This window comes from Cyclobacteriaceae bacterium, assembly GCA_013141055.1.
Lineage (GTDB): Bacteria > Bacteroidota > Bacteroidia > Cytophagales > Cyclobacteriaceae > ELB16-189.
Genome location: JABFRS010000001.1, coordinates 1,021,498 through 1,043,897, shown reverse-complemented (window position 1 = coordinate 1,043,897; position 22,400 = coordinate 1,021,498). Strand labels below are relative to the sequence as shown.

Below are 22,400 nucleotides of genomic sequence, written 5' to 3'. Positions count from 1 at the left end.
TGACCACATCTGCATGTGGAAGACACAAAAACCACCTACAGATTTTCCACTAAACTTAAATGATCAGGATGCGGAACTCAATAATTTCTCCAATACTATTCTTGCCGCATCGGTAACGGGTGTGCCGGGTCCAAAGATTCCTGTAACACCTGCATCATAAAGGAAGTCATAATCTTGTCTTGGGATCACGCCTCCCGTCACCACAAGAATATCAGGGCGACCAACTTTTTTTAATGTCTCGATCAATTCAGGGATCAGTGTTTTATGTCCGCCTGCGAGACTGGAAATTCCAACCACATGGACATCATTTTCAATTGCCTGCTTTGCTACCTCATCCGGTGTTTGAAACAATGGTCCGATGTCTACATCGAAACCAAGATCTGCAAAACCTGTGGCAATAATTTTTGCTCCACGATCATGTCCATCCTGGCCCATCTTTGCAACGAGAATTCTTGCACGACGTCCATCCAGCTTTGCAAACTGATCTGAAAGCTTTCTTACCTCTTCGATCGTCTCTCCGTTTTTCATCTGACTTGAATATACACCTGAAATGGTTCGCATTGAAGCCTTGTAGCGGCCGAAAGTTTTTTCCAACGCCAGAGATATCTCTCCCAGCGTAGCTCTTTCCCGAGCGGCTACTACTGCAAGCTCAAGAAGATTTCCCTTTCCGGTTTCTGCACAAGTTGCTAAAGCATTCAATGCCTCATCAACTTTTTTCGGATCACGTTCCTTTCTGAGTTTCTCCAGTCTTTCTATTTGCTCCTGTCTTACACTGGCATTGTTCACTTCAAGAATTTCAAAATCAGGTTTCTCTTCAGTTGTAAATCTGTTAACACCAACGATTACATCCATCCCTGAGTCAATTCTTGCCTGTTTTGTTGCGGCAGCTTCTTCAATCCGGAGCTTGGGTATTCCGTTTTCAATGGCTTTTGTCATTCCGCCCACACTTTCAACTTCATCTATGAGTGCCGATGCTTTCTGGATTAATTGATCCGTGAGATACTCTACATAATAAGAGCCACCCATAGGATCTACCACCCTGTTAATTCCGGTCTCTTTCTGAAGATAAAGTTGTGTGTTACGTGCAATGCGGGCAGAAAAATCAGTAGGAAGAGCAATGGCTTCATCCAATGAATTTGTATGCAGGGATTGAGTTCCGCCAAAGACTGCTGCCAATGCCTCGACGCAGGTGCGTGTAACATTATTATAAGGATCTTGTTCGGTTAAACTCCATCCACTCGTCTGACAATGCGTTCGCAATGCCATTGACTTTGGATTTTTTGGGTTAAAGTCCTGAACGATCTTCGCCCACAATAGTCTGGCAGCACGCATCTTTGCAATCTCCATGAAGAAGTTCATGCCGATGCCCCAAAAGAATGATAGCCTTGGTGCAAAGTCGTCAATTGGAATACCTGCCTTAAGTCCAGCGCGGATATACTCCAATCCATCAGCGAGTGTATAGGCAAGTTCAAGATGAGCAGGTGCCCCCGCTTCGTGCATGTGGTAGCCGCTGATGCTGATCGAATTGAACTTCGGCATTCGCTTAGCACAATAAGAAAATATATCCGCAACGATTCTCATGGATGGCGCCGGAGGATAGATATAAGTATTGCGTACCATGAATTCTTTTAGAATATCATTTTGAATGGTGCCATTGAGTTGTTCAGGTTTTACACCCTGCTCTTCACCTGCAACAATATAAAAAGCGAGGATCGGCAATACAGCGCCGTTCATTGTCATCGACACAGACATTTGATCAAGAGGAATCTGATCAAATAATATTTTCATATCCAGTACCGAGTCGATCGCAACACCTGCTTTGCCGACATCACCTGCTACCCGTGGATGATCGGAATCATACCCGCGATGTGTTGCTAGATCAAAAGCAACAGACAAGCCCTTCTGGCCTGCGGCAAGATTCCTTCTATAAAATGCATTTGACTCTTTAGCCGTTGAGAAACCTGCATACTGACGTATCGTCCATGGCCGCACAGTATACATCGTAGCATAAGGTCCCCTGAGAAATGGAGGAATGCCCGCAGTGTATTTTAAATGATCAAAGGGTTTGAAAGAGTATTCAGGTTCGATCTGAATCTTCTCCGGAGATTGCCATGAAGGTTGCGTGCTCTTCTTCATTTCGGCAAGTGAGTTTGAATTTTCTTCCAGGCACTTTCTGTTAACTGTTGAGTGAGGTCTTCAATAAAGTAAGATCCGGCCAGTGGGTCCGACACTTTTGAGAGAAACGATTCTTCTCTCAAAACATTTGATATGTTACAGGCCTCACGCGACATTGTTTTATTGTTGGGATCTTCTTCCTCTATAGTGAGCACATCGCATCCACCGAGAATGGCAGCCATAGCAGCGTATGTGCCTTTCAACATGTTTCCGTGTGGCTGGAAATTCTTATCAATCCATGGGCGGGAGTGAGCGTGAATGAAAAGCGGCTGATCTGATTTCGATTGAATTGCATCCAGGTATTTTTTCCAGACCATGCGCATAGCCCGTAGCTTGGCGATCGTTAAATAGAAATCAGTTCCAATGGTAATGCTGATGGCTAAGAAATCAATCAGCGAACCATCTCTGGAATCCTTTAAAATGTCTTTAAATATTGTTTCGATTTCCTCAACAGGCGAGGAAGATTCTGAAAACTGAAATCCGGAGAAACGGAACTCTGAATTTTTTATGGGAAGAGGAGTGTTTCCAAAGAATGCCCCGTGGAAAGAAATGTTTTCAGTTTTATTTTGACTGATGTATGTGTTCAGCCCCTGAGAGAGAACCTGCTGATGGGCAGTTGCAATAAAATTCAGAGAACAGTATTTCCACTCTATTTCATTGAGCAGAGTGTTAAAATCAGTCGGTGAATTGAGTTCGAATAAAATTCCGTCGGCACCAGCTCGGAGGTATTCAAGAGCTTTGAAATTTGATTCTTTTGGATCCCTTACCTGCACCAGCGGACAATTGTACCATGTGCGGGCACCCAGGAAGTCATTTGTGGAAACTGGCAGGAGCGGGGAGGGTGGATTTTGATCCTGGACATAAAAGGGTTTGATTACCCAGTCTTTGCCCTGATGCATTAGCTTTTCAACTGGATCAGCCCCATTTAATTCTTCTCGGGCCGCTGCTTCCCAATTTGCAAGTGATTGGGCACTTTTAAAGCCAGTTAACTTATTTTGATTGTCTTTCTCCAATGCAATCGTATTAGTTGTCAAATTGAAGCGATATAGTCCATTTATACAATATATAGAGGGCCTAATTTTATGAAAGGGTTCTCTTTTGTTATTAAGCCTACAAGTTGCGGTTTTTTAATGACGAAAACGCCTGATTGAGTGCTTCCTGAGCTTCGGAGCCATCTAATTTAATTTGAGAATAACTATCTGATACTCATCGCTGTCAAACAATTGAGCAAAGCAATTCATTACAAGAAAAAATCAGTAAAATCAAGATGCGTTTTTGTTTTTTTGTTGTCCTGATTTTTACACCTTTGTCTCCCTTCCAAAAAATCGGAAGCTAAAATCCATCTGACTTGATTCTTTATGGAGGTTGATTGTGCAACTGTCTGGACCGACTGTCTCGAAATTATTAAGAAGCAAGTTGACGAGCAAAATTTCGCTACGTGGTTCAAGCCAATTGTACCATTACGTCAGGAAGGTGATGTCTTAACGATTCAGGTTCCCTCTCAATTCTTCTATGAATGGCTTGAAGAGAACTATGTTCCGGTTCTTAAGAAAGCAATCAATACTGTAATGGGTGAAAATGCGCGGCTTGAATACTCTGTTATTATTGACAGCGGTAATCAACGTAACGCACCGCTTACAGTTAATTATCCCAATGGTGGTGGAAAGCATTCTGTTAACAATTCAAACGGAAATGGCAATCTGGAGGAGTATTCTCCTTTCACCTTCAAAACTCTCAATCCTCAAACAGTAAACTCACGCCTCAACTCAAGCTATCGCTTTGATAATTTTGTTGAAGGTGATTGTAATAGACTTGCACGCTCTGCAGGGGTCGCTGTGGCAAAGAAGCCAGGCATCACCTCTTTCAACCCATTGATGTTATACGGTGGTGTGGGAGTAGGAAAAACTCACCTCGTTCAGGCGATCGGTAACGAGATCAAGCAAAACCTTCCTGATAAGGTTGTATTGTATGTAGATCAGAATGATTTTACCAATCAATTTCTGAACGCACTGCAGAACCACAAGCTTCAGGAGTTTCAGAATTTTTACTTGCAGGTTGACTTGCTCATTCTTGATGATGTACAGTTCCTCGCAGGCCGTGAGAAAACTCAGGAGATGTTTTTCCACATCTTCAATCAGCTTCATCAGACAGGCAAGCAGATCATTATGACCAGCGATTGCCCGCCTCGTGATCTGAAAGGATTTCAAGAGAGATTATTGTCGCGTTTCAAATGGGGACTAACAGCAGATTTGCAAGAGCCTGATTTTGAGACCAAGCTTGCGATCATTCATAATAAAATGCAATCCGATGGAATTGAAATTCCTACGGAAGTTGCGGAATACCTTGCTTATAGCGTAGATACCAACCTTCGTGACATGGAGGGAGTACTTAACTCCATGATCTTCCATGCTACGTTGCTAAAGAAAGATATTGACCTCGATCTTGCGAAAGAGGTAATGAAGAATATCGTTAAAGAAATCCAGGCCGACGTCAGCGTTGATTTTATTCAGAAGACAGTTGGGGATTATTTCCGCGTTGAGCTGGATGCCATGAAAGGCAAAGTCAAGAAACGTGAGATTGTTATTCCACGTCAGGTCGCAATGTATTTCTGCAAGCGCTACACTCAGCTTACACTTGCCTTAATTGGTGAGAACTTTGGAGGACGTGATCACAGCACTGTGATCCATGCCCTGGAGTCTGTAGAAGACATGATGAAGGCCGATCCTAACTTCAAGAACTCAGTTGAAGAACTGACCAAGAAGCTTAAGATGAGAATGGCATCTTAGGATCTCATCTAATTTCAAACCTAAAATTGATTTACTGCAGGATAAACTGAAGTGGCATTTCCACCTTGGAACTGTTGATCCCATAAAGCAAAACCCTGCCTTTGTATTTCGTAAAGAAGTCAACCACTTCCTGGGGGTTTTTAATGCGTTCACGATTGATGGAAATGATCGTATAGTTTTCCGGGATACCAAGTCGTTTCATTAAGCCATCCTGAATATTATGCACCTTCACTCCGTATTCAACTGCCTCCAGGCTCACGCCTAAAGTTGAGGCATTATAGATCTTTCGGCGAACAATGCTGGTGTCGCCCGTGCGATTTACAAGAGATACTGAAACAGTATTGATTTTTCCATCACGCAAATAAGTGACGTTGATTTTGTCTCCGGGATAGTGATAGCTTAACTCTTCTTCGTATTCACTTTTGCTGTTGATCTCTTTGTCATTGATCTTGATAATGATGTCGCCAAGCTTGAGGCCAGACGTATTAGCAGATCCGACTTTATCAAGCTCTGCCAGGACAACACCTCTGAAGTCTTTTTCAGCAGGATTGAGACTGTACTTTGCAATCGTCTGGTAATCGTATTCAATTACACTTCCACCCAGAAATGCTTTTTGAACCATGCCATACTTGATAAGATCATTCACAACTTTTTTTGCAATGTCTACGGGTACTGCAAACGCATAGCCTGTGTAAGATCCTGTTCTTGAAAGAATGGCGGTGTTGATTCCTACGAGATCTCCACTCTTATTAACAAGAGCTCCTCCGCTATTACCAGGATTAATGGCAGCATCAGTCTGAATGAAAGACTCAATTGGGAATTTGTCCTCAACAATGTTAATGCGTCTTCCTTTAGCGCTTACAATTCCTGCTGTAACTGTTGAAGAAAGTGAGAAGGGATTTCCTACAGCAACAACCCATTCACCTACCGCAAGGGTTTTTGAATTGCCTAATGTTATCGCCGGCAGATTAGTCTCTTTTATTTTTAAAACTCCCAGATCAGTGGAGGGATCTGTTCCAATCAGTTCTGCATCATAAACTTTCTTGTTATAAATGACCTGGATCTTTTCCGCTGCTTCTACTACGTGATTGTTTGTTACGATGTACCCATCGGAAGTAAAGATTACTCCGGAGCCGCTGCTCACCTGAGTTTGCTGACCACCACCATTGAAGAGCATATCCCAGTAAGAATAAGAGGGACCGCTTTGAGAAATGCTATTAATATAAACGACACTTGGAATTGCCTTAGCTGCTGCTACACTGAAATCAACATTTTCAGCGGGCATGGCAGGAGAGGGAATTGACACCGCTGGACTGAAAGTATCAGAACTTTTGAAGTCAGCTGCCTGAAACTGAGGCTCAGATACCTTTTGAACATTCTGAGGTTGAAGCTTATAGAATACGAAAGCCCCGGAAAGCCCTGCCAAAAATCCTATCACGATGGTTCTGAGTGTGTTTGCCATAGTCTTAATAACTGTCAAAATTGATATACAAATATAAAACGATCACGATTTTATTAAGTTGGGATTGGTACACACCTTTGTACCCTTAATCTATTAAATAATGGGATTTCGGTCGGTATTAGCTAAGCCATTTGCAGCCTACATAGCAGGGAAGACCAAAGAGTGGTCCTCCAGACCCGACTTTTATCAGGAGCAAGTGCTTCAGGACCTGATTAATGGAGGCAGGGAGACGCTGTTTGGCAAGGATCATGGCTTCTCTGATATCAAATCACATGCTGATTTTAAAAAGCAGGTTCCGATTCGCGATTATGAAGCGCTCAGACCTTACCTGGAAAAAGTTCTGGAAGGAAAGTCTGACGTTCTTTGGAAAGGCAAACCTATTTATTTTGCAAAGACGTCCGGAACAACATCCGGAACGAAATACATCCCTATCACGAAGGAATCGATATCAAATCATATTGATGGCGCTCGCAATGCCTTGTTAAGTTATATTCATGAGACTGGTAAGGCATCTTTTGTTGATGGGAATCTGATTTTTCTTTCCGGAAGTCCTGAGTTGCATGAAACAGCGGGTATAAAGACAGGTAGGTTATCAGGCATCGCGAATCATCATGTGCCGGCCTATTTAAGAAGCAATCAGAAACCGAGTTATGCGACAAATATTATAGAAGACTGGGAGGAGAAGCTTGAGAGGATCATCGATGAGACTATTACTTCAGACATGACGCTGATCTCTGGTATACCACCGTGGGTACAAATGTATTTTGATCGCATTCAGGCTCGGACGGGAAAGAAGATCAAAGATGTTTTTCCTAATTTTTCAATGTTTGTTTATGGGGGCGTCAACTTTGGGCCGTATAAAGCGAAGTTGATCGAATCTATCGGAAAGGAAATTGATTCAATAGAATTATTTCCGGCATCAGAAGGCTTTATGGCATATCAGGATTCGCAGAAGCATGAAGGAATGTTGCTGTTGCTAAACTGCGGGATCTTCTACGAGTTTATTCCAACCGAAGAATATTTTTCAGAGAATCCAACACGGTTATCAATTGGGGAGGTGGAACTCGGAAAAAACTATGCGATCATTATAAATAACAATGCTGGTCTTTGGGGATATTCCATTGGAGACACTGTGAAATTTGTTTCTAAAGATCCTTATCGTGTGGTGGTGTCGGGTCGTATCAAGCATTTTATCTCCGCATTTGGCGAGCATGTGATTGGCGAGGAAGTGGAGAAGGCTATGAAGTTTGCCATGCAGAAATTTCCGGAAGTTGAATTAGTAGAGTTTACTGTTGCGCCACAGGTAACGCCTTCAGAAGGATTGCCACATCATGAGTGGCTGATAGAGTTTGCGAAGACTCCGAATAACATGAATGCTTTTGTTCAGGAGTTGGATAACAAACTGAGGGAGTTGAATGTTTATTATGACGACCTGATTCGGGGCAGTATTTTGAGTGTCTTAAAGATCAACTCATTGAAGAAAAATGCATTCATTGACTATATGAAATCACAGGGCAAGCTTGGCGGTCAGAATAAAGTGCCTAGATTGGCAAATGACAGGAAGATTGCGGATGAGTTAGGAAGAATGAAGGCCTGAAAGAATTACCCAACCTTAGAATCTGAATCTTGATCCCTGAACCAATAAAAAAGCGCATTGCCATCCTCGGCTCCACCGGCTCAATCGGTAAACAAACTCTTGAAGTAATTGAGTCGCATCCTGATTTTTTTGAGGTGGAGGTGTTGACGGCGCAGAATAATGCCGGACTTCTCATTGAACAAGCAAAGAAATTCAAGCCGAACGCTGTTGTCATCGTTAATGAAGATCATTACGAAACAGTGAAGCAGGCGCTGAAGAGCGAGGACATAAAAGTTTATGCTGGAGAAAGTGCTCTCTCATCTGTTGTTGAAATGAGTTCTATTGATGTTGTCCTTACCGCCCTGGTAGGATACTCGGGATTAAAGCCCACTATCAAAGCTATTGAAGCGGGAAAGACCCTTGCACTTGCAAATAAAGAAACACTTGTGGTTGCCGGAGAACTTGTTACCAGAATGGCCCGTGAAAAAGGTGTCAATATTCTTCCGGTTGATTCAGAACACTCTGCAATCTTTCAGTGTATCGTGGGAGAGTTTCATAATCGCATTGAAAAAATTATTCTCACAGCATCCGGTGGACCGTTTCGTGGAAAGAAAAAGAATGATCTATCAAAAGTCACACTGGCTCAGGCATTAAAGCATCCTAATTGGACGATGGGTTCCAAAGTGACAATTGATTCAGCTTCGCTGATGAACAAAGGTCTGGAGGTGATTGAAGCAAAATGGCTTTTTGGACTTAAGCCGGAACAGGTGGAGGTGGTGGTTCACCCTCAATCCATTGTACATTCTCTTGTGCAATTCGAAGACAGCTCTATCAAGGCACAACTCGGTTTGCCGGATATGCGTTTACCGATTCAGTTTGCTTTATCTTATCCTTTGAGGTTGAAATCTGATTTTCCAAGGTTCGATTTTGCGAATTATTCATCCCTTACCTTTGAAAAGCCTGATACAGAAACTTTTCGTAATCTTGCGCTCGCGTTTAAGGCCCTGGAACGTGGTGGAAACATGCCTTGCGTGCTGAATGCAGCAAATGAGGTGGCAGTGGCAGAATTTCTAAAAGAACGAATTGGATTTTTAGAAATGTCGGATTTAGTGGAACAATGTTTGATAAAATCAGATTATATCCCTGATCCGCGCCTGGAAGATTACATGGAAACGGATAAATTGACCAGGATCAGGGCGAATGAATTTATAAAGTAAAGTGCAACGTTTAAAAATCAATAGCTAAAGCATGGAGGGAATGATCATGACGGCCCAACTTCTGTTGAGCCTCTCAATATTAATTGTTGTTCACGAATGGGGGCATTTTATCACGGCCCGGACTTTTGGAATCAAAGTTGAAAAGTTTTATCTCTTCTTCGACTTTTTATTCCCCATGGCTAACGTCATGAACTTCTCACTCTTCAAGCTTAAGAAAGGTGATACTGAATATGGTATCGGGTGGTTCCCGCTTGGTGGTTATGTCAAGATTGCTGGGATGGTTGATGAGAGCATGGATAAAGAGGCCATGAAAGCCGCGCCTCAGGATTGGGAGTTCCGTGCAAAGAAACCATGGCAACGATTGATTGTCATGTTGGGTGGTATCATTGTCAATGTAATTGTTGGTGTCGCTATTTTTATCGGACTTACCTATGCCCTTGGTGACACTTATATCCCGAAGGATTACATCAACAACCACGGAGGGATTCAGGCTCTTGAATTAGGCGAACAGATTGGCTTAAAGACAGGTGATAAGATCGTTAAGATCAATGGCAAAGACTACAAGGATTTTCAGGACATCATTAAGCCTGATGTGTTATTAACAGAATCATCCTATTTCACAGTCGATCGTGATGGACAGGAAGTCAGAATTGATATTCCCGGAAACTTTATCGAAAACTTTAACAGCAAGGCTGCGGCAGCAACATTTATTGCACCCCGTATTCCAGCAGTCGTTGGAACGGTAGCGGCGGAGGTTGAAATTGAAGAGTTGGAGTTGAAAATGAAAGGTGACAAGATCGATACGATCAAGCACAAATTTATGGTTCCCAGTGTTGCCAAAAAGACTGGCTTGCAAGCGGGTGATCAATTTATTGAAGTTCAGGGTCAGCCTGTAGTCTACAAGGATCAGATTGATAAGTTTGTCAGAAGCGGAAAGCTTGATACTCTTTCATTTAAGATCAAGCGGGGAGAAGAGATACTCGCTTTCAGCGAGCCATTCAAGAATCAACCAATGATTGGGTTCTCGGCAAAAGTTCTTGATAAAAATGATCTTGCTTATATTAAATACAGCTTTGGAGAATCGATTGTATTGGGAACTCAACGTGCATTTGGTATCATCTTTACACAGTTAAAGGCATTTAAGAAGATCGGTACTGGAGAACTTTCATTTAGTAAATCACTTTCTGGTCCGATTGGAATGGCCCAGGCTTTTGGTTCTGAATGGGATTGGGAACGCTTCTGGAGAATGACGGGTATTCTTTCTATGGTTTTGGCATTTATGAATCTATTGCCAATTCCGGGATTAGACGGTGGATATGTTGTATTCCTTCTCTATGAAATGATCAGTGGCCGTGAGCCAAGTGAAAAAGTTTTTGAAACTGCCCTGAAGATCGGTATGGCAATGCTTCTGGTGCTCATGGTGTTTGTGTTCTATAACGACATTGCCAAATTCTTCCAATAATCTAAACGCTTATAAAACAGAAAGACCTTTTGCTCTACATCATTCAGAGCAAAAGGTCTTTTTCTTTTGGAACTTATCTTTCTTCTTAATTAAAGATCTCAAATTCAACCCTTCGATTCAGCTGCTTGTGATCGCTTGTGATTTCCTGCGTAATAGGTTTTGCACTTCCATACCCAATCGCTACAATTCTTACTCCATCGATTTTAAATTCATCGACCAGGTATTTTTTTATTGCATCGGCTCTTGCCTGCGAGAGTTTCAAGTTCGAATCTTCCTTCCCGTCTGAATCCGTATGGCCTGAAATGCTTAATCTCAATTTCGGATGATCGATCAGGAAATTGGCGATCTTATTGAGATCAGAATGCATCGCCTCAAGAATATTTGCTTTGCCATTTTCAAATTCCAATGACTCAAAAGCAATTTTGCTCTCAATTGGCTCCGCGACTTTATTAATTTCCATATCGCCATTCAGAAAAAATATTTCTTCAATCCTGAAGAATTCGTCCCCCTGAATGATCAGCAGATAATTTCTTTTATTGATAAGACTGAAATCAAAGGATCCATCTTCACGGAGAAATTTGGGGGAAACCTCAACATTATTATCCAGGTCAATGACAGACACAATTCCCTTCATGGGTTTGCCTTCATTGCTTTTTAAAGTTCCCTTCAATTGTGTGACGGCTTCCGGCTGTGCTTCCATGGGAACAGAAAACGAAAAAAGATCAAGGTTCTTTTTGTCTTCCTCTTCTGATCGTGCGTAGTAAAGATCTTTTGATTTTGAATCAATGGTGAAGTAATATTCACTACCGGCACCATTCACAAGTGGTCCAATGTTCTTAGGCTCGCTCCATACATTCTTATGACGCGTCGTTTTATAAATATCAAAGTCTCCGAAGTTGAGGGGATGTCCATTCGAACTGAAGTAAAGAACATTGAATGTGTGGTGAAAGAAAGGACTTACCTCACTGTTGACCGTATTAATGACCGGTCCGGCATTCTGTGCCTTGCCCCAGATTCCTTTTTTGTCTTTCACAGAAAAATAGATGTCCGAAAGTCCAAAGCTCCCAACGCGATTTGAGGCGAAGTAAAGTGTATCACCCTGATGTGTTAAGGAAGGATGGGAATCCCATCCGCTGCTGTTAATATCAGGCCCCATGTTTTTGATATTGGTCCAGACAGAATCATTCTTGACTTCCGCGCTGTATAAATCACAGTTGCCGGATGACTCAGGCGTATTGCAACGTGAGAATACCATGTACTTGCCATCATGACTCAGGCAGGCTGAACCCTCATTATAACTTGTGTTGATCAGTTTAAATTCTTTCGCCGGACCCCAATAGCCATCCATGCGTGTGCTGAAAAATAAATCCTCATCGTAACTCCTTTCTCCCTGCTGATGTTTGTTCCTTTTCGAAGTGAAAAGTATGAGGTTGTCAACATTGCCGATAGTAGGACCGTAGTCTTCTTTTTTTGAATTGAGATCATCACCCATGTTCACAAGAACAGAATGAGGAGGATGAAGTGTATCAATTTCTTTTCGGTAATCAACCAACTGATAGTAGTATTCAAGTGGCACATAATATTTTTTCTTATCACGTTCAAGAGAATCATACTCGCGATACACATCCTGAATATTAAGTCCCTGGCGATGGTGTTTCAAAATCAACTTATAAAGCAGAATGGATTCTCCAGGTTGACCGAATTGTTTTGAAAGTTTTGCCAGCTCCCAAAGCATGGCGGTATTTTCATGGAAGTTTTGCATTCCAAAATTCCTGACGTAGCTTTTTAAGTTGTCGTAGTATTTCTGAGTAGGTCCTTCTGCCTTCAGCTCCTGAAGCTTTTTAATTTTTGCCCCATCATAGTAGAAGGAAACCTTGTTTACGTTCTGAAATGCGAATATGTCAGACTGACTGAAAGAGGTAACGGAGTCGTTTAGTTGTATTGTGGCTCCCTGTTTGAATTTTTTCTTTTGCTTTTGTGCATGGGTATTCTGCGCAAAAACTGTTGAAAGAAGGGTAATTAGTATGAAAAAATGGGCTTTCACAGGTTGGAAAAAAATTGAATTCACCACCGTATTACCGAAAGTTGAAATAATTTTGACTGATAAACAACGCTTTGGCACTTGTATTGACCATATTGAGAGCAATTGATTTATAACGAACGGCACAGTTTTTCTGTGTCATATTGGCATTTATAACATGTTTAAATCCCTCGAAATTACCCCAAACGTGCAGGAAGACTCAGAAGAACTGGTGCAGTTGATTAATCCTGAACAGGAGTCTGACCTAAAGCCCGAAGACCTTCCAGAAGAACTGCCTATCCTCCCAATAAAAAACACCGTCCTTTTTCCCGGCGTTGTTATACCAATCACTGTCACGCGTCAGAAATCTATACGGCTAATCAAAAAAGCTTATCAGGGCAATCGTATTGTTGGAGTCATTGCTCAGAAAAATAAGCAGATGGAAGAGCCTGCTATTGAAGATATTTATCGCTTCGGAACGGTAGCAAGGATTATTAAGATGATTGTGTTGCCCGATGGCAATACAACTATCATTATTCAAGGTAAGAACCGTTTCTCTGTTAAAGAGTTTGTTCAGGAAGATCCTCATATCACAGCACACGTTGATCTGTTGATCGAGCCAAAATTAAATCTCGATAGCAAAGAGGTAAAGGCGCTTGTTCAATCATTGAAAGATGCAGCATCAAAAGTCCTTCGCCTCAACCCTGAGATTCCTCAGGAGGCTCAGGTAGCGCTAGATAATATACAGAGCACATCTTTTCTGATTCACTTTCTCTCCTCTAATCTCAATGTAGAGGTTACTGAAAAGCAAAAGATACTTGAGACTGCAAACATCATCGATCGTGGGACGCTGTTGCTGCAGTTTATGTTGAAAGAGATCCAGATGCTGGAGATCAAGAACGAGATTCATAAGAAAGTTCATACAGATATCGATCAGCAACAAAGAGATTATTTCCTTCGCCAGCAGATCAAAGTGCTTCAGGACGAATTGGGATATGATGGTCCTGATAAAGAAATTGAAAAGCTTCGTAAGCGCGGTGCAACTAAAAAATGGCCCAAGGCAGCACTGGATCATTTTACAAAAGAACTGGATAAGCTTACCAGAATGAATCCTCAGGCTGCGGAGTTTCCGGTGTCGATGAATTATGTTGAGCTCATGCTCGACCTGCCCTGGGACGAATACACCACGGATGATTTTGATTTGAAGCGTGCTTCAAAAATTCTGGACAAAGATCATTTTGGTCTTGAAAAAGTAAAGGGACGTATTCTTGAGTATCTCGCCGTATTGAAATTGAAGCAGGATATGAAGGGCCCGATACTTTGTCTGTACGGACCTCCCGGAGTTGGTAAAACATCTCTTGGAAAATCAATCGCCAAATCATTGCAACGAAATTACATACGCGTATCTCTTGGTGGAGTTCATGATGAAGCGGAAGTTCGGGGACATCGCAAGACTTACATCGGTGCTATGCCTGGAAAAATCATTCAAAACATTAAAAAGGCCAAGTCATCAAATCCTGTCTTTGTTCTGGACGAGATCGATAAAATACGTACCGACTTCAGAGGTGATCCATCGTCAGCATTACTGGAAGTCCTGGATCCGGAGCAAAACAATTCATTCAACGACAATTACCTGGAAGTAGAATACGATCTTTCAAAAGTCCTTTTTATTGCCACAGCAAATTCATTGGATACCATCCAGCCTGCTTTGCGCGATCGAATGGAGATCATTGAGATAACAGGATATACGGTAGAGGAGAAGCTTCAAATTGCAATAAAGCATCTTGTTCCAAAGCAATTGAAAGAACACGGACTGAAAACCACAGATGTTAAATTCAGTAAGGAAGCGTTGTTAAAAATAATTAGTCATTACACGAGAGAGTCTGGTGTACGAAATCTTGAAAGGAAGATAGGGTCTGTAGTTCGAAGCGTTGCCAAAGCGGTAGCGATGGAAGAGAAAGCTGAGAAAGAGATCAAGGAAACATATGTTGTGAAGATCCTTGGGCCGGAAGTTTTTGACGAAGAGTTGTATCAGGACAATGAAACTGCAGGTGTTGTAACCGGACTGGCCTGGACACAGGTAGGCGGGGATATTCTCTTTATTGAATCCAGCCTGAGTCGTGGAAAAGGACAGCTTACGCTATCGGGGCAGCTTGGAGATGTGATGAAGGAATCAGCGATCGCAGCACTTTCCTACCTGAAATCAAACGCTGAATCCCTGGATATTGATCACCGGGTATTTCAGCAATACGATCTTCATGTGCATGTTCCGGCAGGAGCGGTTCCTAAAGACGGACCGTCGGCAGGAATTACTATGCTCACATCACTTGCTTCAATATTTACCCAGCGGAAGGTGAAAGCCAAATTAGCGATGACGGGAGAGATAACATTGCGTGGAAAAGTGCTTCCGGTGGGAGGTATCAAGGAAAAGATCCTTGCTGCGAAGCGTAGTGGTATCAAGGATATTGTGATGAGTGCCAAGAACCGAAAGGACATTGAAGAGATTGAAAGCCATTATCTTAAAGGATTGACTTTTCATTATGTCAATACTGTGGAAGAGGTCCTGAAAATTGCTTTGCTTAAGGAAAAAGTTAAGCGTCCGATTATCTTTAATCTCTTTGAAGAACGTAAGAACTGATTTATTTCCCCTAGTTATATTTCAATTTTAGCAGATGATGAATTCCAGTGCGTTGACTCCCCGGCAAATTGTTGCTGAACTTGATAAGTATATTGTTGGACAGAACGATGCCAAGCGTAACGTAGCGATAGCATTGCGAAATAGATGGAGAAGAATGAATGTTGATTCTGACATTCAGGAGGATATAATTCCAAACAACATTCTGATGATTGGTGCCACGGGTGTTGGTAAAACTGAAATTGCAAGGCGTTTAGCAAAAATTGCGGATGCACCCTTTGTAAAAGTAGAAGCCTCGAAGTTTACAGAAGTCGGTTATGTTGGCCGTGACGTGGAGAGCATGGTGCGTGATCTTGTTGAGCAATCTGTCAATATGGTCAAGGCACGTAAGAAAGAAGAAGTTAAAGAGAAAGCGGCTCTTGTAGTCGAGGAGATTATCCTGGATGCGCTAATTCCAGCGATGAAGTCAAATACTCCGAAAGCCGGATTTTCTACTGGCTCAAACGATTCTGACGAAGTTCCTTCAAGTGATGTCGAGCTCAACGAACGAACCAGAAATCTTTTCAGGGATAAAATAAAGAATGGCGAGCTGGAGGATAGGAAAATTGATATTGACATTAAGCAAAGTGGAAATAGCAATGTTGGAATGATCGGTGCGGGAATGATGGACGAAGTGTCTATGATGAACCTGCAGGAGATGATTGGCGGAATGATGCCCAAGAAGGCAAAGAAGCGAAAGGTGACGGTGGCGGAAGCCAGAAGAATCTTATTAGAAGAAGAAGCCTCGCGCCTTATTGACATGGATGAAGTCAAGGAAGAAGCTCTTCGCAAAGCTGAGAACGCTGGAATTATTTTCATTGATGAGATTGATAAGATTGCTTCCGGAAATGGTAAAGGTGGTGGACCTGATGTAAGTCGCGAAGGTGTTCAGCGTGATCTTCTTCCGATTGTGGAAGGAAGCACCGTGAACACCAAATATGGAGTTATTAAGACAGACCACGTTTTGTTTATAGCTGCCGGAGCTTTTCATATTTCAAAACCGTCTGATCTTATACCCGAACTGCAGGGACGCTTTCCAATTCGTGTAGAACTCAATGCTCTTACAAAAGAGGATTTTGTAAGAATCCTCAAGGAACCCAAGAATGCTCTTACAAAACAATATATTGCTCTTCTTGAAGCGGAAGGTGTCGGCATCTCATTCACAGATGAAGCGATTGATGAAATTGCCCAGACAGCATTCTCAATAAATGCAGAGATTGAGAACATTGGAGCCAGGAGATTACAAACGGTGATGAGCAGAATATTGAATGATTTTCTGTTCAATATTCCTGATGATATAAAAGCCGGAACACAACTTTCCATCACTCAGGAGATGGTGAAAGACAAAATGAATGGATTGCTGAAGAATAAAAACCTCAGTGAATATATTCTGTAGTGAGAATTACTTCTTTACTTTTTTTACTCTTATTCATTTCAATCTCTTCCTACGGACAGAGAAATGACTCTCTTCGTAACATCTATGTTGAGCGATTCCCTGACCATTTTTTTATCTGGCCCGTTCTTAAGCAACGATCAACTTCTTTTGAAGTAGAACAAAAACATAATAGGAGCAATAACCTGATCTTTAAACCTAATAATTCTTATGGAGCAGGGTTCGGATTGTACTTATTTGAAATAGGAGCAGAAGTAACTTTCTCAGTTCCAATTCAGGAGTATAAGAATGAATTGTATGGAGAAACAAAAGCCACTGATTTTCAATTGAATCTATTAAGCAAGCATTGGGGTGCTGATGTTTTTTATCAAAGATATAGCGGCTTTTATGTCTCAGATCCCAACAGAAGCATACCCCGCAACACGCCATTTCCTCAACGTCCCGATATGGTAACCGACAATGTGGGAGTCAATGGTATCTATATGTTTAACAGGAATAAATTCTCTCTTAGGTCTGCTTATAATTTTGCGGAACGTCAAAAGAAGAGTGCTGGATCTTTTTTATTGACTGGGACCTTTAATTCCTTTCACCTGAAGGCGGATTCTGCAATTTATGGTAAGGATTATGAAGCTGAATTTGGTAGTGATGCTGCCGTCTCTGACTTCCAGTCACTCACTTTTAGTATCGCGCCAGGTTATACCTATACGGTAGTCATAAAGAAATTCTTTATCAATGCGTCTTTTTCTGTCGGGCCGGCGGTTCGCACACTGGACTACATTGTAAAAGATGAAAGACAGGTTTCCACAGGTGTGGATGGATTTACTGATTACAGAGGTTCTATTGGTTATAATGGTGATAGATTTTTCGGTGGAATAAGTTTTATTTCACAGAAACGGGGAGTGACTTTTGACGAAGCAAAGCTAACTTCGGTAAGCAGTACCTTTAAATTTCTGATCGGTTATCGCTTTCGCGAATTTGGAATTTTAAAAGCCCGTGCGGTGGATATAATTCCATTCGTCAAAAAGAAGTAGCGTCAGGATTTTTGTGAACAGCATGTATCTTTGTCTTTTTAGAATGTATGGCCGGTAGACCGTTAAGAAAAGAAATCAAGTACACCTCATTATACTGGTTTATCCGGTTTCTGATTTTCCTCTCCTGGATAATTCCACGAACCTCGTGGCTTGCGTTTTGTGGTTTCCTCGGCTGGTTGGGATATCTATTTTCTCCAAAGCCCAGAGCACTGACGTTCAAGCATCTTACCATGGCGTTTGGAAAAGAAAAATCTGTCGATGAGATCCGAAAGATGACAAGGCAAACATTTGTCATGATCGGCAAAAACGTAGGAGAGATTATCCGCGCATCCCGTGTTAAGAATTTACAGGATCTGGAAAAATTCATTAAAGTTCATAACGTAGAGCATGGTGAGAACGCACTAAAAAAAGGTAAGGGTGTTCTTTTTATCCCCATCCACCTTGGTGCTTTTGAACTAATGGTAACCTTTACTGCAATGAAAGGGTGGCAACCGATGGTGATAGGCACTCCATTAAAGGATGAACGCCTTAATTCACTAATGGTCAATTATCGTAATGCGCATGGCGCGATCCCTGTCGAAAGAGGAAAGGAAACGATCGGTTTGTTCAAAGGATTGAAACGGGGAGGTGTCACTGCTATTTTAATCGATCAGGATACTAAGGTTAAAAGCAGGTTTGTAGATTTTTTCGGGATGCCTGCATCAACTCCGATTGGAGGAACAATTCTGGCAATGAAAACCGGAGCAACAGTAGTGCCTGCATATATATATCTCGGTGAAGATAATTTTCAGCACATTCAATTCCTTCCGGAGATTCCTTGGGTAAGCTCAGGTGATGAGGAAACAGATCTGGTTGTCAATACTCAGAACTATACCCGATACATTGAAAAAGCCATCAGAGATCATCCTACCCAATGGGTTTGGATGCATGAACGATGGAAGACTCAGCCTGGAGAAGAAATAAGATAATTGTCTTTTGACCAGAACATCATTACCGGGATCAGTGTTATTTATTAATATTATTACTTAAATCAATCGATATGATTCCTGTCAGATCCTACGCCGCTGCGAATGCCACAACCCCACTATCACCATTTGGATTTGACCGACGTGAAGTAGGTCCTAAAGATGTTTTGATTGATATTCTGTATTGTGGCGTGTGTCATTCAGACATTCATCAGGTTAGAAATGAATGGGGCGACTCTATATTTCCCATGGTGCCTGGACACGAAATTGTAGGTCGCATCAGCAAAGTTGGAAAGGATGTGAAACAGTTCAGCGTTGGAGACCTTGCTGGTGTCGGATGCTTTGTTGACTCATGTCGTACATGTGAAAGTTGCCAACAAGGACTGGAACAATATTGTGACAGAGGTTCGATTGGAACCTATAACAGTTTTGAAAAAGACGGCAAGACACCAACGTACGGTGGATACTCTTCCCAGATTGTTGTGGATGAACAATACACATTGCATGTTTCACCGAATCTGGAACTGGATAGAGTAGGACCTTTACTTTGTGCAGGCATTACTACCTATTCACCCATCATGCACTGGAAGATCGGAAATGGTCATAAGGTTGGAGTTTTGGGATTGGGTGGTTTAGGTCACATGGCGGTTAAGTTTGCTGCATCTCTTGGATCAGAAGTTACGGTGTTAAGTACTTCTGCAAATAAAGAGGCAGATGCAAAAAAGCTTGGTGCCCATCATTTTGCGCACACCCAAAACAAAGCGACATTAAAGTCACTACGCAATCATTTTGATTTCATTATTGATACCGTGTCTGCTGAGCACGATCTGAACCTTTATCTGGGATTGGTTAAGAGTGGCGGCACGCATATCCTGGTTGGAGTTCCACCAAATCCGGCACCTGTTCACCATTTTTCATTGATTGCTAAAAGAAAAACTTTAGCAGGATCGATGATAGGAGGAATAAAAGAAACTCAGGAAATGCTGGATTTCTGCGCTGAGAGAAAGATCATGTCAGATGTAGAAGTAATTGCCATGAAGGATATTAATGGTGCCTACGAAAGAATGATCAAGAATGATGTGCGATACCGATTTGTCATTGATATGGCAACCTTATAATCCTGCCGACCCATATCGATTATTCCATTGCTTCTCATATTCTATCCGAAGCTCAACGGGAGTTACAGGCTCTATGCACCGATGTTACAAAGGTGAGACAAGCACAAGGCAAAGGGGAACATCCGTAGTGAATAGGTGGGAAATAGGTAAGATATCCGGGAGTTATAGGTAAAAAGTCCCGATAAGGTCTCGATAAGGTCTCGATAAGGTCTCGTTAAGGTCTCGTTAAGGGTAGGGAAACTCCAGACCCGGGAAGTGCCAAATCGTGGTTTTTTCAAGCTTTTGGCATCCCAGCTTAATACGTAAAAACTTTCAGGTTGATCAAAAAAGAATTCTGACAACAACAAAGTAACCCTGATAACAGGGATAATAAAGGTTTTATGAAGATAGGTACTGTTACGGCCAGTCCGGGTCTCAGTGAATATTATTTTTTAAACATGAAATACACTGCCAGGATCAGAAAAATAAATCCAATGGCATGATTCATTCGGAAGGTTTCATTTTTAAAAAACACAAGTGAGAATATTACAAACACAGTCAGCGTGATTACTTCCTGAATCACCTTCAATTGCACTAATGAAAAAGGACCTCCGTTTTCTTTGAAGCCGATCCTGTTAGCGGGAACCTGTAACGCATACTCAAATAATGCGATGCCCCAGCTGATCAGAATAATGCTGACTAGTCCAAGATTTTGACTCCAGGACATATCCTTGAATTTCAAATGCCCGTACCATGCGAAAGTCATGAATGCATTGGAAGCAACCAGAAGAAGAATGGTATAGAGTGGTTTCATTGATAGCCTATTCTACTTTACCAGTTTTTTATACTTGATCCTGTGAGGTTGATCATCGCCCAATCTCTTTTTCTTGTTCTCTTCATATTCGCTAAAGGTTCCTTCAAACCAGTAAACCTGTGAATCACCTTCAAAGGCAAGAATATGAGTACACACTCTGTCAAGAAACCAACGATCGTGAGAAATGATTACTGCGCATCCGCCGAAATTGTCAAGAGCCTCTTCCAACGAACGAAGGGTGTTAACATCAAGATCATTGGTTGGCTCATCCAGAAGTAAAAGATTGCCGCCTTGCTTTAGTGCAATAGCAAGATGAGCTCGATTTCGCATACCACCAGAGAGTTCTTTTACCTTTTTCTGTTGATCCGTTCCGCTGAAGTTGAACTTGCTGACATAAGCCCTGGAATTCATTTCTTTTCCTCCAATAAGCAACAGATCATTGCCTCCTGTGATTGCCTGAAATACAGTATCCTCTGGCTTCAGGTCATCATGCTCCTGATCCACGTATGCGATCTTTACAGTTTCTCCAACTGAGAATGTTCCTGCATCCGGTTTCTCAGAGCCCGTAATCATTTTGAAGAGTGTCGTCTTACCCGCACCATTGGGTCCAATGATGCCAACGATACCTGCCGGAGGAAGTGAGAACGTTAGGTTTTCATAAAGAAGCTTTTCGCCATACGCTTTTGCTACGCCCTCAGCTTCAATTACTTTATTCCCAAGTCTTGGTCCCGGTGGAATGTAGAGCTCAAGTTTCTCTTCTTTCTCACGACCTTCCTGTCCAATCAACTTTTCATAAGCACTTAAACGAGCTTTACCTTTTGCCTGTCTTCCTTTCGGATTCATGCGCACCCATTCCAACTCCCGCTCCAATGCTTTCTGTCTCTTTGATTCGGATTTCTCTTCCTGCTTCAGACGTTTCTGTTTCTGATCCAACCATGAAGAATAATTTCCCTTCCATGGAATTCCTTCACCACGATCAAGTTCAAGTATCCAACCAGCAACGTTATCCAGAAAGTAACGATCGTGGGTAACTGCGATAATAGTTCCTTTATATTGACGAAGATGTTCTTCAAGCCATTGAACGGATTCCGCATCCAGGTGATTTGTTGGCTCATCCAATAGAAGTACATCAGGCTCTTGCAAGAGCAAACGACAAAGTGCAATTCTTCTTTTCTCACCACCCGACAAGTGCTCAACTTTTGAATCCGGTGGAGGGCAACGAAGTGCATCCATCGCCCGCTCAAGCTTATGATCAAGTTCCCAGGCGCCAACGGCATCCAGCTTCTCCTGTAGAACACCTTGCTTCTCAATCAGCTTCTCCATTTTATCTGGATCTTCCAGAATGGCAGGGTCTCCAAACTTTTCATTAATGGCCTCAAATTCTTTCAGCAGATCAGCTGTTTCTTTTACTCCTTCTTCAACTATTTCACGAACAGTTTTTGTCTTGTCAAGCTGGGGTTCTTGCTCAAGAAGACCCACCGTAAAGCTTAAGTCGGATACTACTTCTCCCTGAAACTCTTTATCAATTCCCGCTATGATCCGAAGGAGGGAGGATTTTCCTGACCCATTCAATCCCAGCACGCCAATCTTGGCACCGTAAAAAAATGAGAGGTATATGTTCTTTAGTACTTGTTTACTGGGTGGGTAGATTTTATTCACACCCGTCATCGAAAAGATGATTTTTTCGTCTGCCATGAAAGTTTTGTTAGATGCGCAAATATGGTTCTT

At 42.0% G+C, this 22,400-nt stretch carries 15 protein-coding genes; 9 read left to right on the top strand and 6 right to left on the bottom strand.

Annotated features, from left to right (window positions below):
• Positions 1-63: 63 nt before the first annotated feature.
• Positions 64-2,136: a methylmalonyl-CoA mutase gene (gene scpA, locus HOP08_04495; protein ID NOT74166.1), complete on the bottom strand. Its 2,073-nt coding sequence runs from the start codon at positions 2,134-2,136 to the stop codon at positions 64-66.
• A complete protein-coding gene (locus HOP08_04490) occupies positions 2,133-3,209 on the bottom strand; it encodes a hypothetical protein (protein ID NOT74165.1) in 1,077 nt (358 codons plus the stop codon). The genes scpA and HOP08_04490 overlap by 4 nt, the downstream gene beginning before the upstream one ends.
• Before the next feature lie 324 nt (positions 3,210-3,533).
• Between HOP08_04490 and dnaA the strand changes: the two genes are divergently transcribed.
• Complete coding sequence (gene dnaA / locus HOP08_04485) at positions 3,534-4,961, top strand: chromosomal replication initiator protein DnaA (GenBank protein ID NOT74164.1); 1,428 nt, start codon at positions 3,534-3,536, stop codon at positions 4,959-4,961.
• Positions 4,962-4,992: 31 nt separating this feature from the next.
• On the opposite strand, the gene HOP08_04480 is transcribed toward dnaA, so the two are convergent.
• The gene (locus tag HOP08_04480; protein NOT74163.1) at positions 4,993-6,423 is read right to left on the bottom strand and encodes a PDZ domain-containing protein; all 1,431 of its coding nucleotides are present in this window, start codon (positions 6,421-6,423) and stop codon (positions 4,993-4,995) included.
• A 100-nt stretch (positions 6,424-6,523) separates the two neighbouring features.
• Here HOP08_04480 and HOP08_04475 point away from each other — a divergent pair, with 100 nt between their 5' ends.
• The 3 genes from HOP08_04475 to rseP are packed head-to-tail and all read left to right on the top strand — an operon-like array spanning position 6,524 to position 10,678.
• Positions 6,524-8,020 carry a GH3 auxin-responsive promoter family protein gene (locus tag HOP08_04475; protein ID NOT74162.1) on the top strand — a complete coding sequence of 499 codons (1,497 nt, stop codon included), beginning with the start codon at positions 6,524-6,526 and terminating at the stop codon, positions 8,018-8,020.
• A gap of 32 nt (positions 8,021-8,052) precedes the next feature.
• Positions 8,053-9,216 carry a 1-deoxy-D-xylulose-5-phosphate reductoisomerase gene (locus HOP08_04470; protein NOT74161.1) on the top strand — a complete coding sequence of 388 codons (1,164 nt, stop codon included), beginning with the start codon at positions 8,053-8,055 and terminating at the stop codon, positions 9,214-9,216.
• 31 nt (positions 9,217-9,247) lie between these two features.
• Positions 9,248-10,678, top strand: coding sequence for an RIP metalloprotease RseP (gene rseP / locus HOP08_04465; GenBank protein ID NOT74160.1), 1,431 nt, complete (start codon positions 9,248-9,250; stop codon positions 10,676-10,678).
• A gap of 85 nt (positions 10,679-10,763) precedes the next feature.
• On the opposite strand, the gene HOP08_04460 is transcribed toward rseP, so the two are convergent.
• On the bottom strand, positions 10,764-12,737 hold the full coding sequence (locus HOP08_04460; protein NOT74159.1) for an OmpA family protein: 1,974 nt from the start codon (positions 12,735-12,737) through the stop codon (positions 10,764-10,766).
• A 139-nt stretch (positions 12,738-12,876) separates the two neighbouring features.
• On the opposite strand from HOP08_04460, the gene lon reads away from it, so the two are divergent.
• From lon to HOP08_04435, 5 genes are all read left to right on the top strand, one after another.
• On the top strand, positions 12,877-15,336 hold the full coding sequence (lon, locus tag HOP08_04455) for an endopeptidase La (GenBank protein NOT74158.1): 2,460 nt from the start codon (positions 12,877-12,879) through the stop codon (positions 15,334-15,336).
• Between the two features lie 34 nt (positions 15,337-15,370).
• Positions 15,371-16,768, top strand: coding sequence for an ATP-dependent protease ATPase subunit HslU (gene hslU / locus HOP08_04450; protein NOT74157.1), 1,398 nt, complete (start codon positions 15,371-15,373; stop codon positions 16,766-16,768).
• Positions 16,768-17,796, top strand: a complete 1,029-nt coding sequence (locus HOP08_04445; GenBank protein NOT74156.1) for a DUF4421 family protein — start codon at positions 16,768-16,770, stop codon at positions 17,794-17,796. Before hslU ends, HOP08_04445 begins: the two co-directional genes overlap by 1 nt.
• A 47-nt stretch (positions 17,797-17,843) precedes the next feature.
• Positions 17,844-18,764, top strand: coding sequence for a lysophospholipid acyltransferase family protein (locus HOP08_04440; GenBank protein NOT74155.1), 921 nt, complete (start codon positions 17,844-17,846; stop codon positions 18,762-18,764).
• Between the two features lie 71 nt (positions 18,765-18,835).
• Entirely contained in the window at positions 18,836-19,879 is a 1,044-nt protein-coding gene (locus tag HOP08_04435) for an NAD(P)-dependent alcohol dehydrogenase (GenBank protein ID NOT74154.1), read from the top strand.
• Positions 19,880-20,303: 424 nt separating this feature from the next.
• On the opposite strand, the gene HOP08_04430 is transcribed toward HOP08_04435, so the two are convergent.
• The gene (locus HOP08_04430) at positions 20,304-20,672 is read right to left on the bottom strand and encodes a DMT family protein (GenBank protein ID NOT74153.1); all 369 of its coding nucleotides are present in this window, start codon (positions 20,670-20,672) and stop codon (positions 20,304-20,306) included.
• Positions 20,673-20,684: 12 nt separating this feature from the next.
• Complete coding sequence (gene ettA / locus HOP08_04425; GenBank protein NOT74152.1) at positions 20,685-22,367, bottom strand: energy-dependent translational throttle protein EttA; 1,683 nt, start codon at positions 22,365-22,367, stop codon at positions 20,685-20,687.
• Positions 22,368-22,400 lie beyond the last annotated feature (33 nt).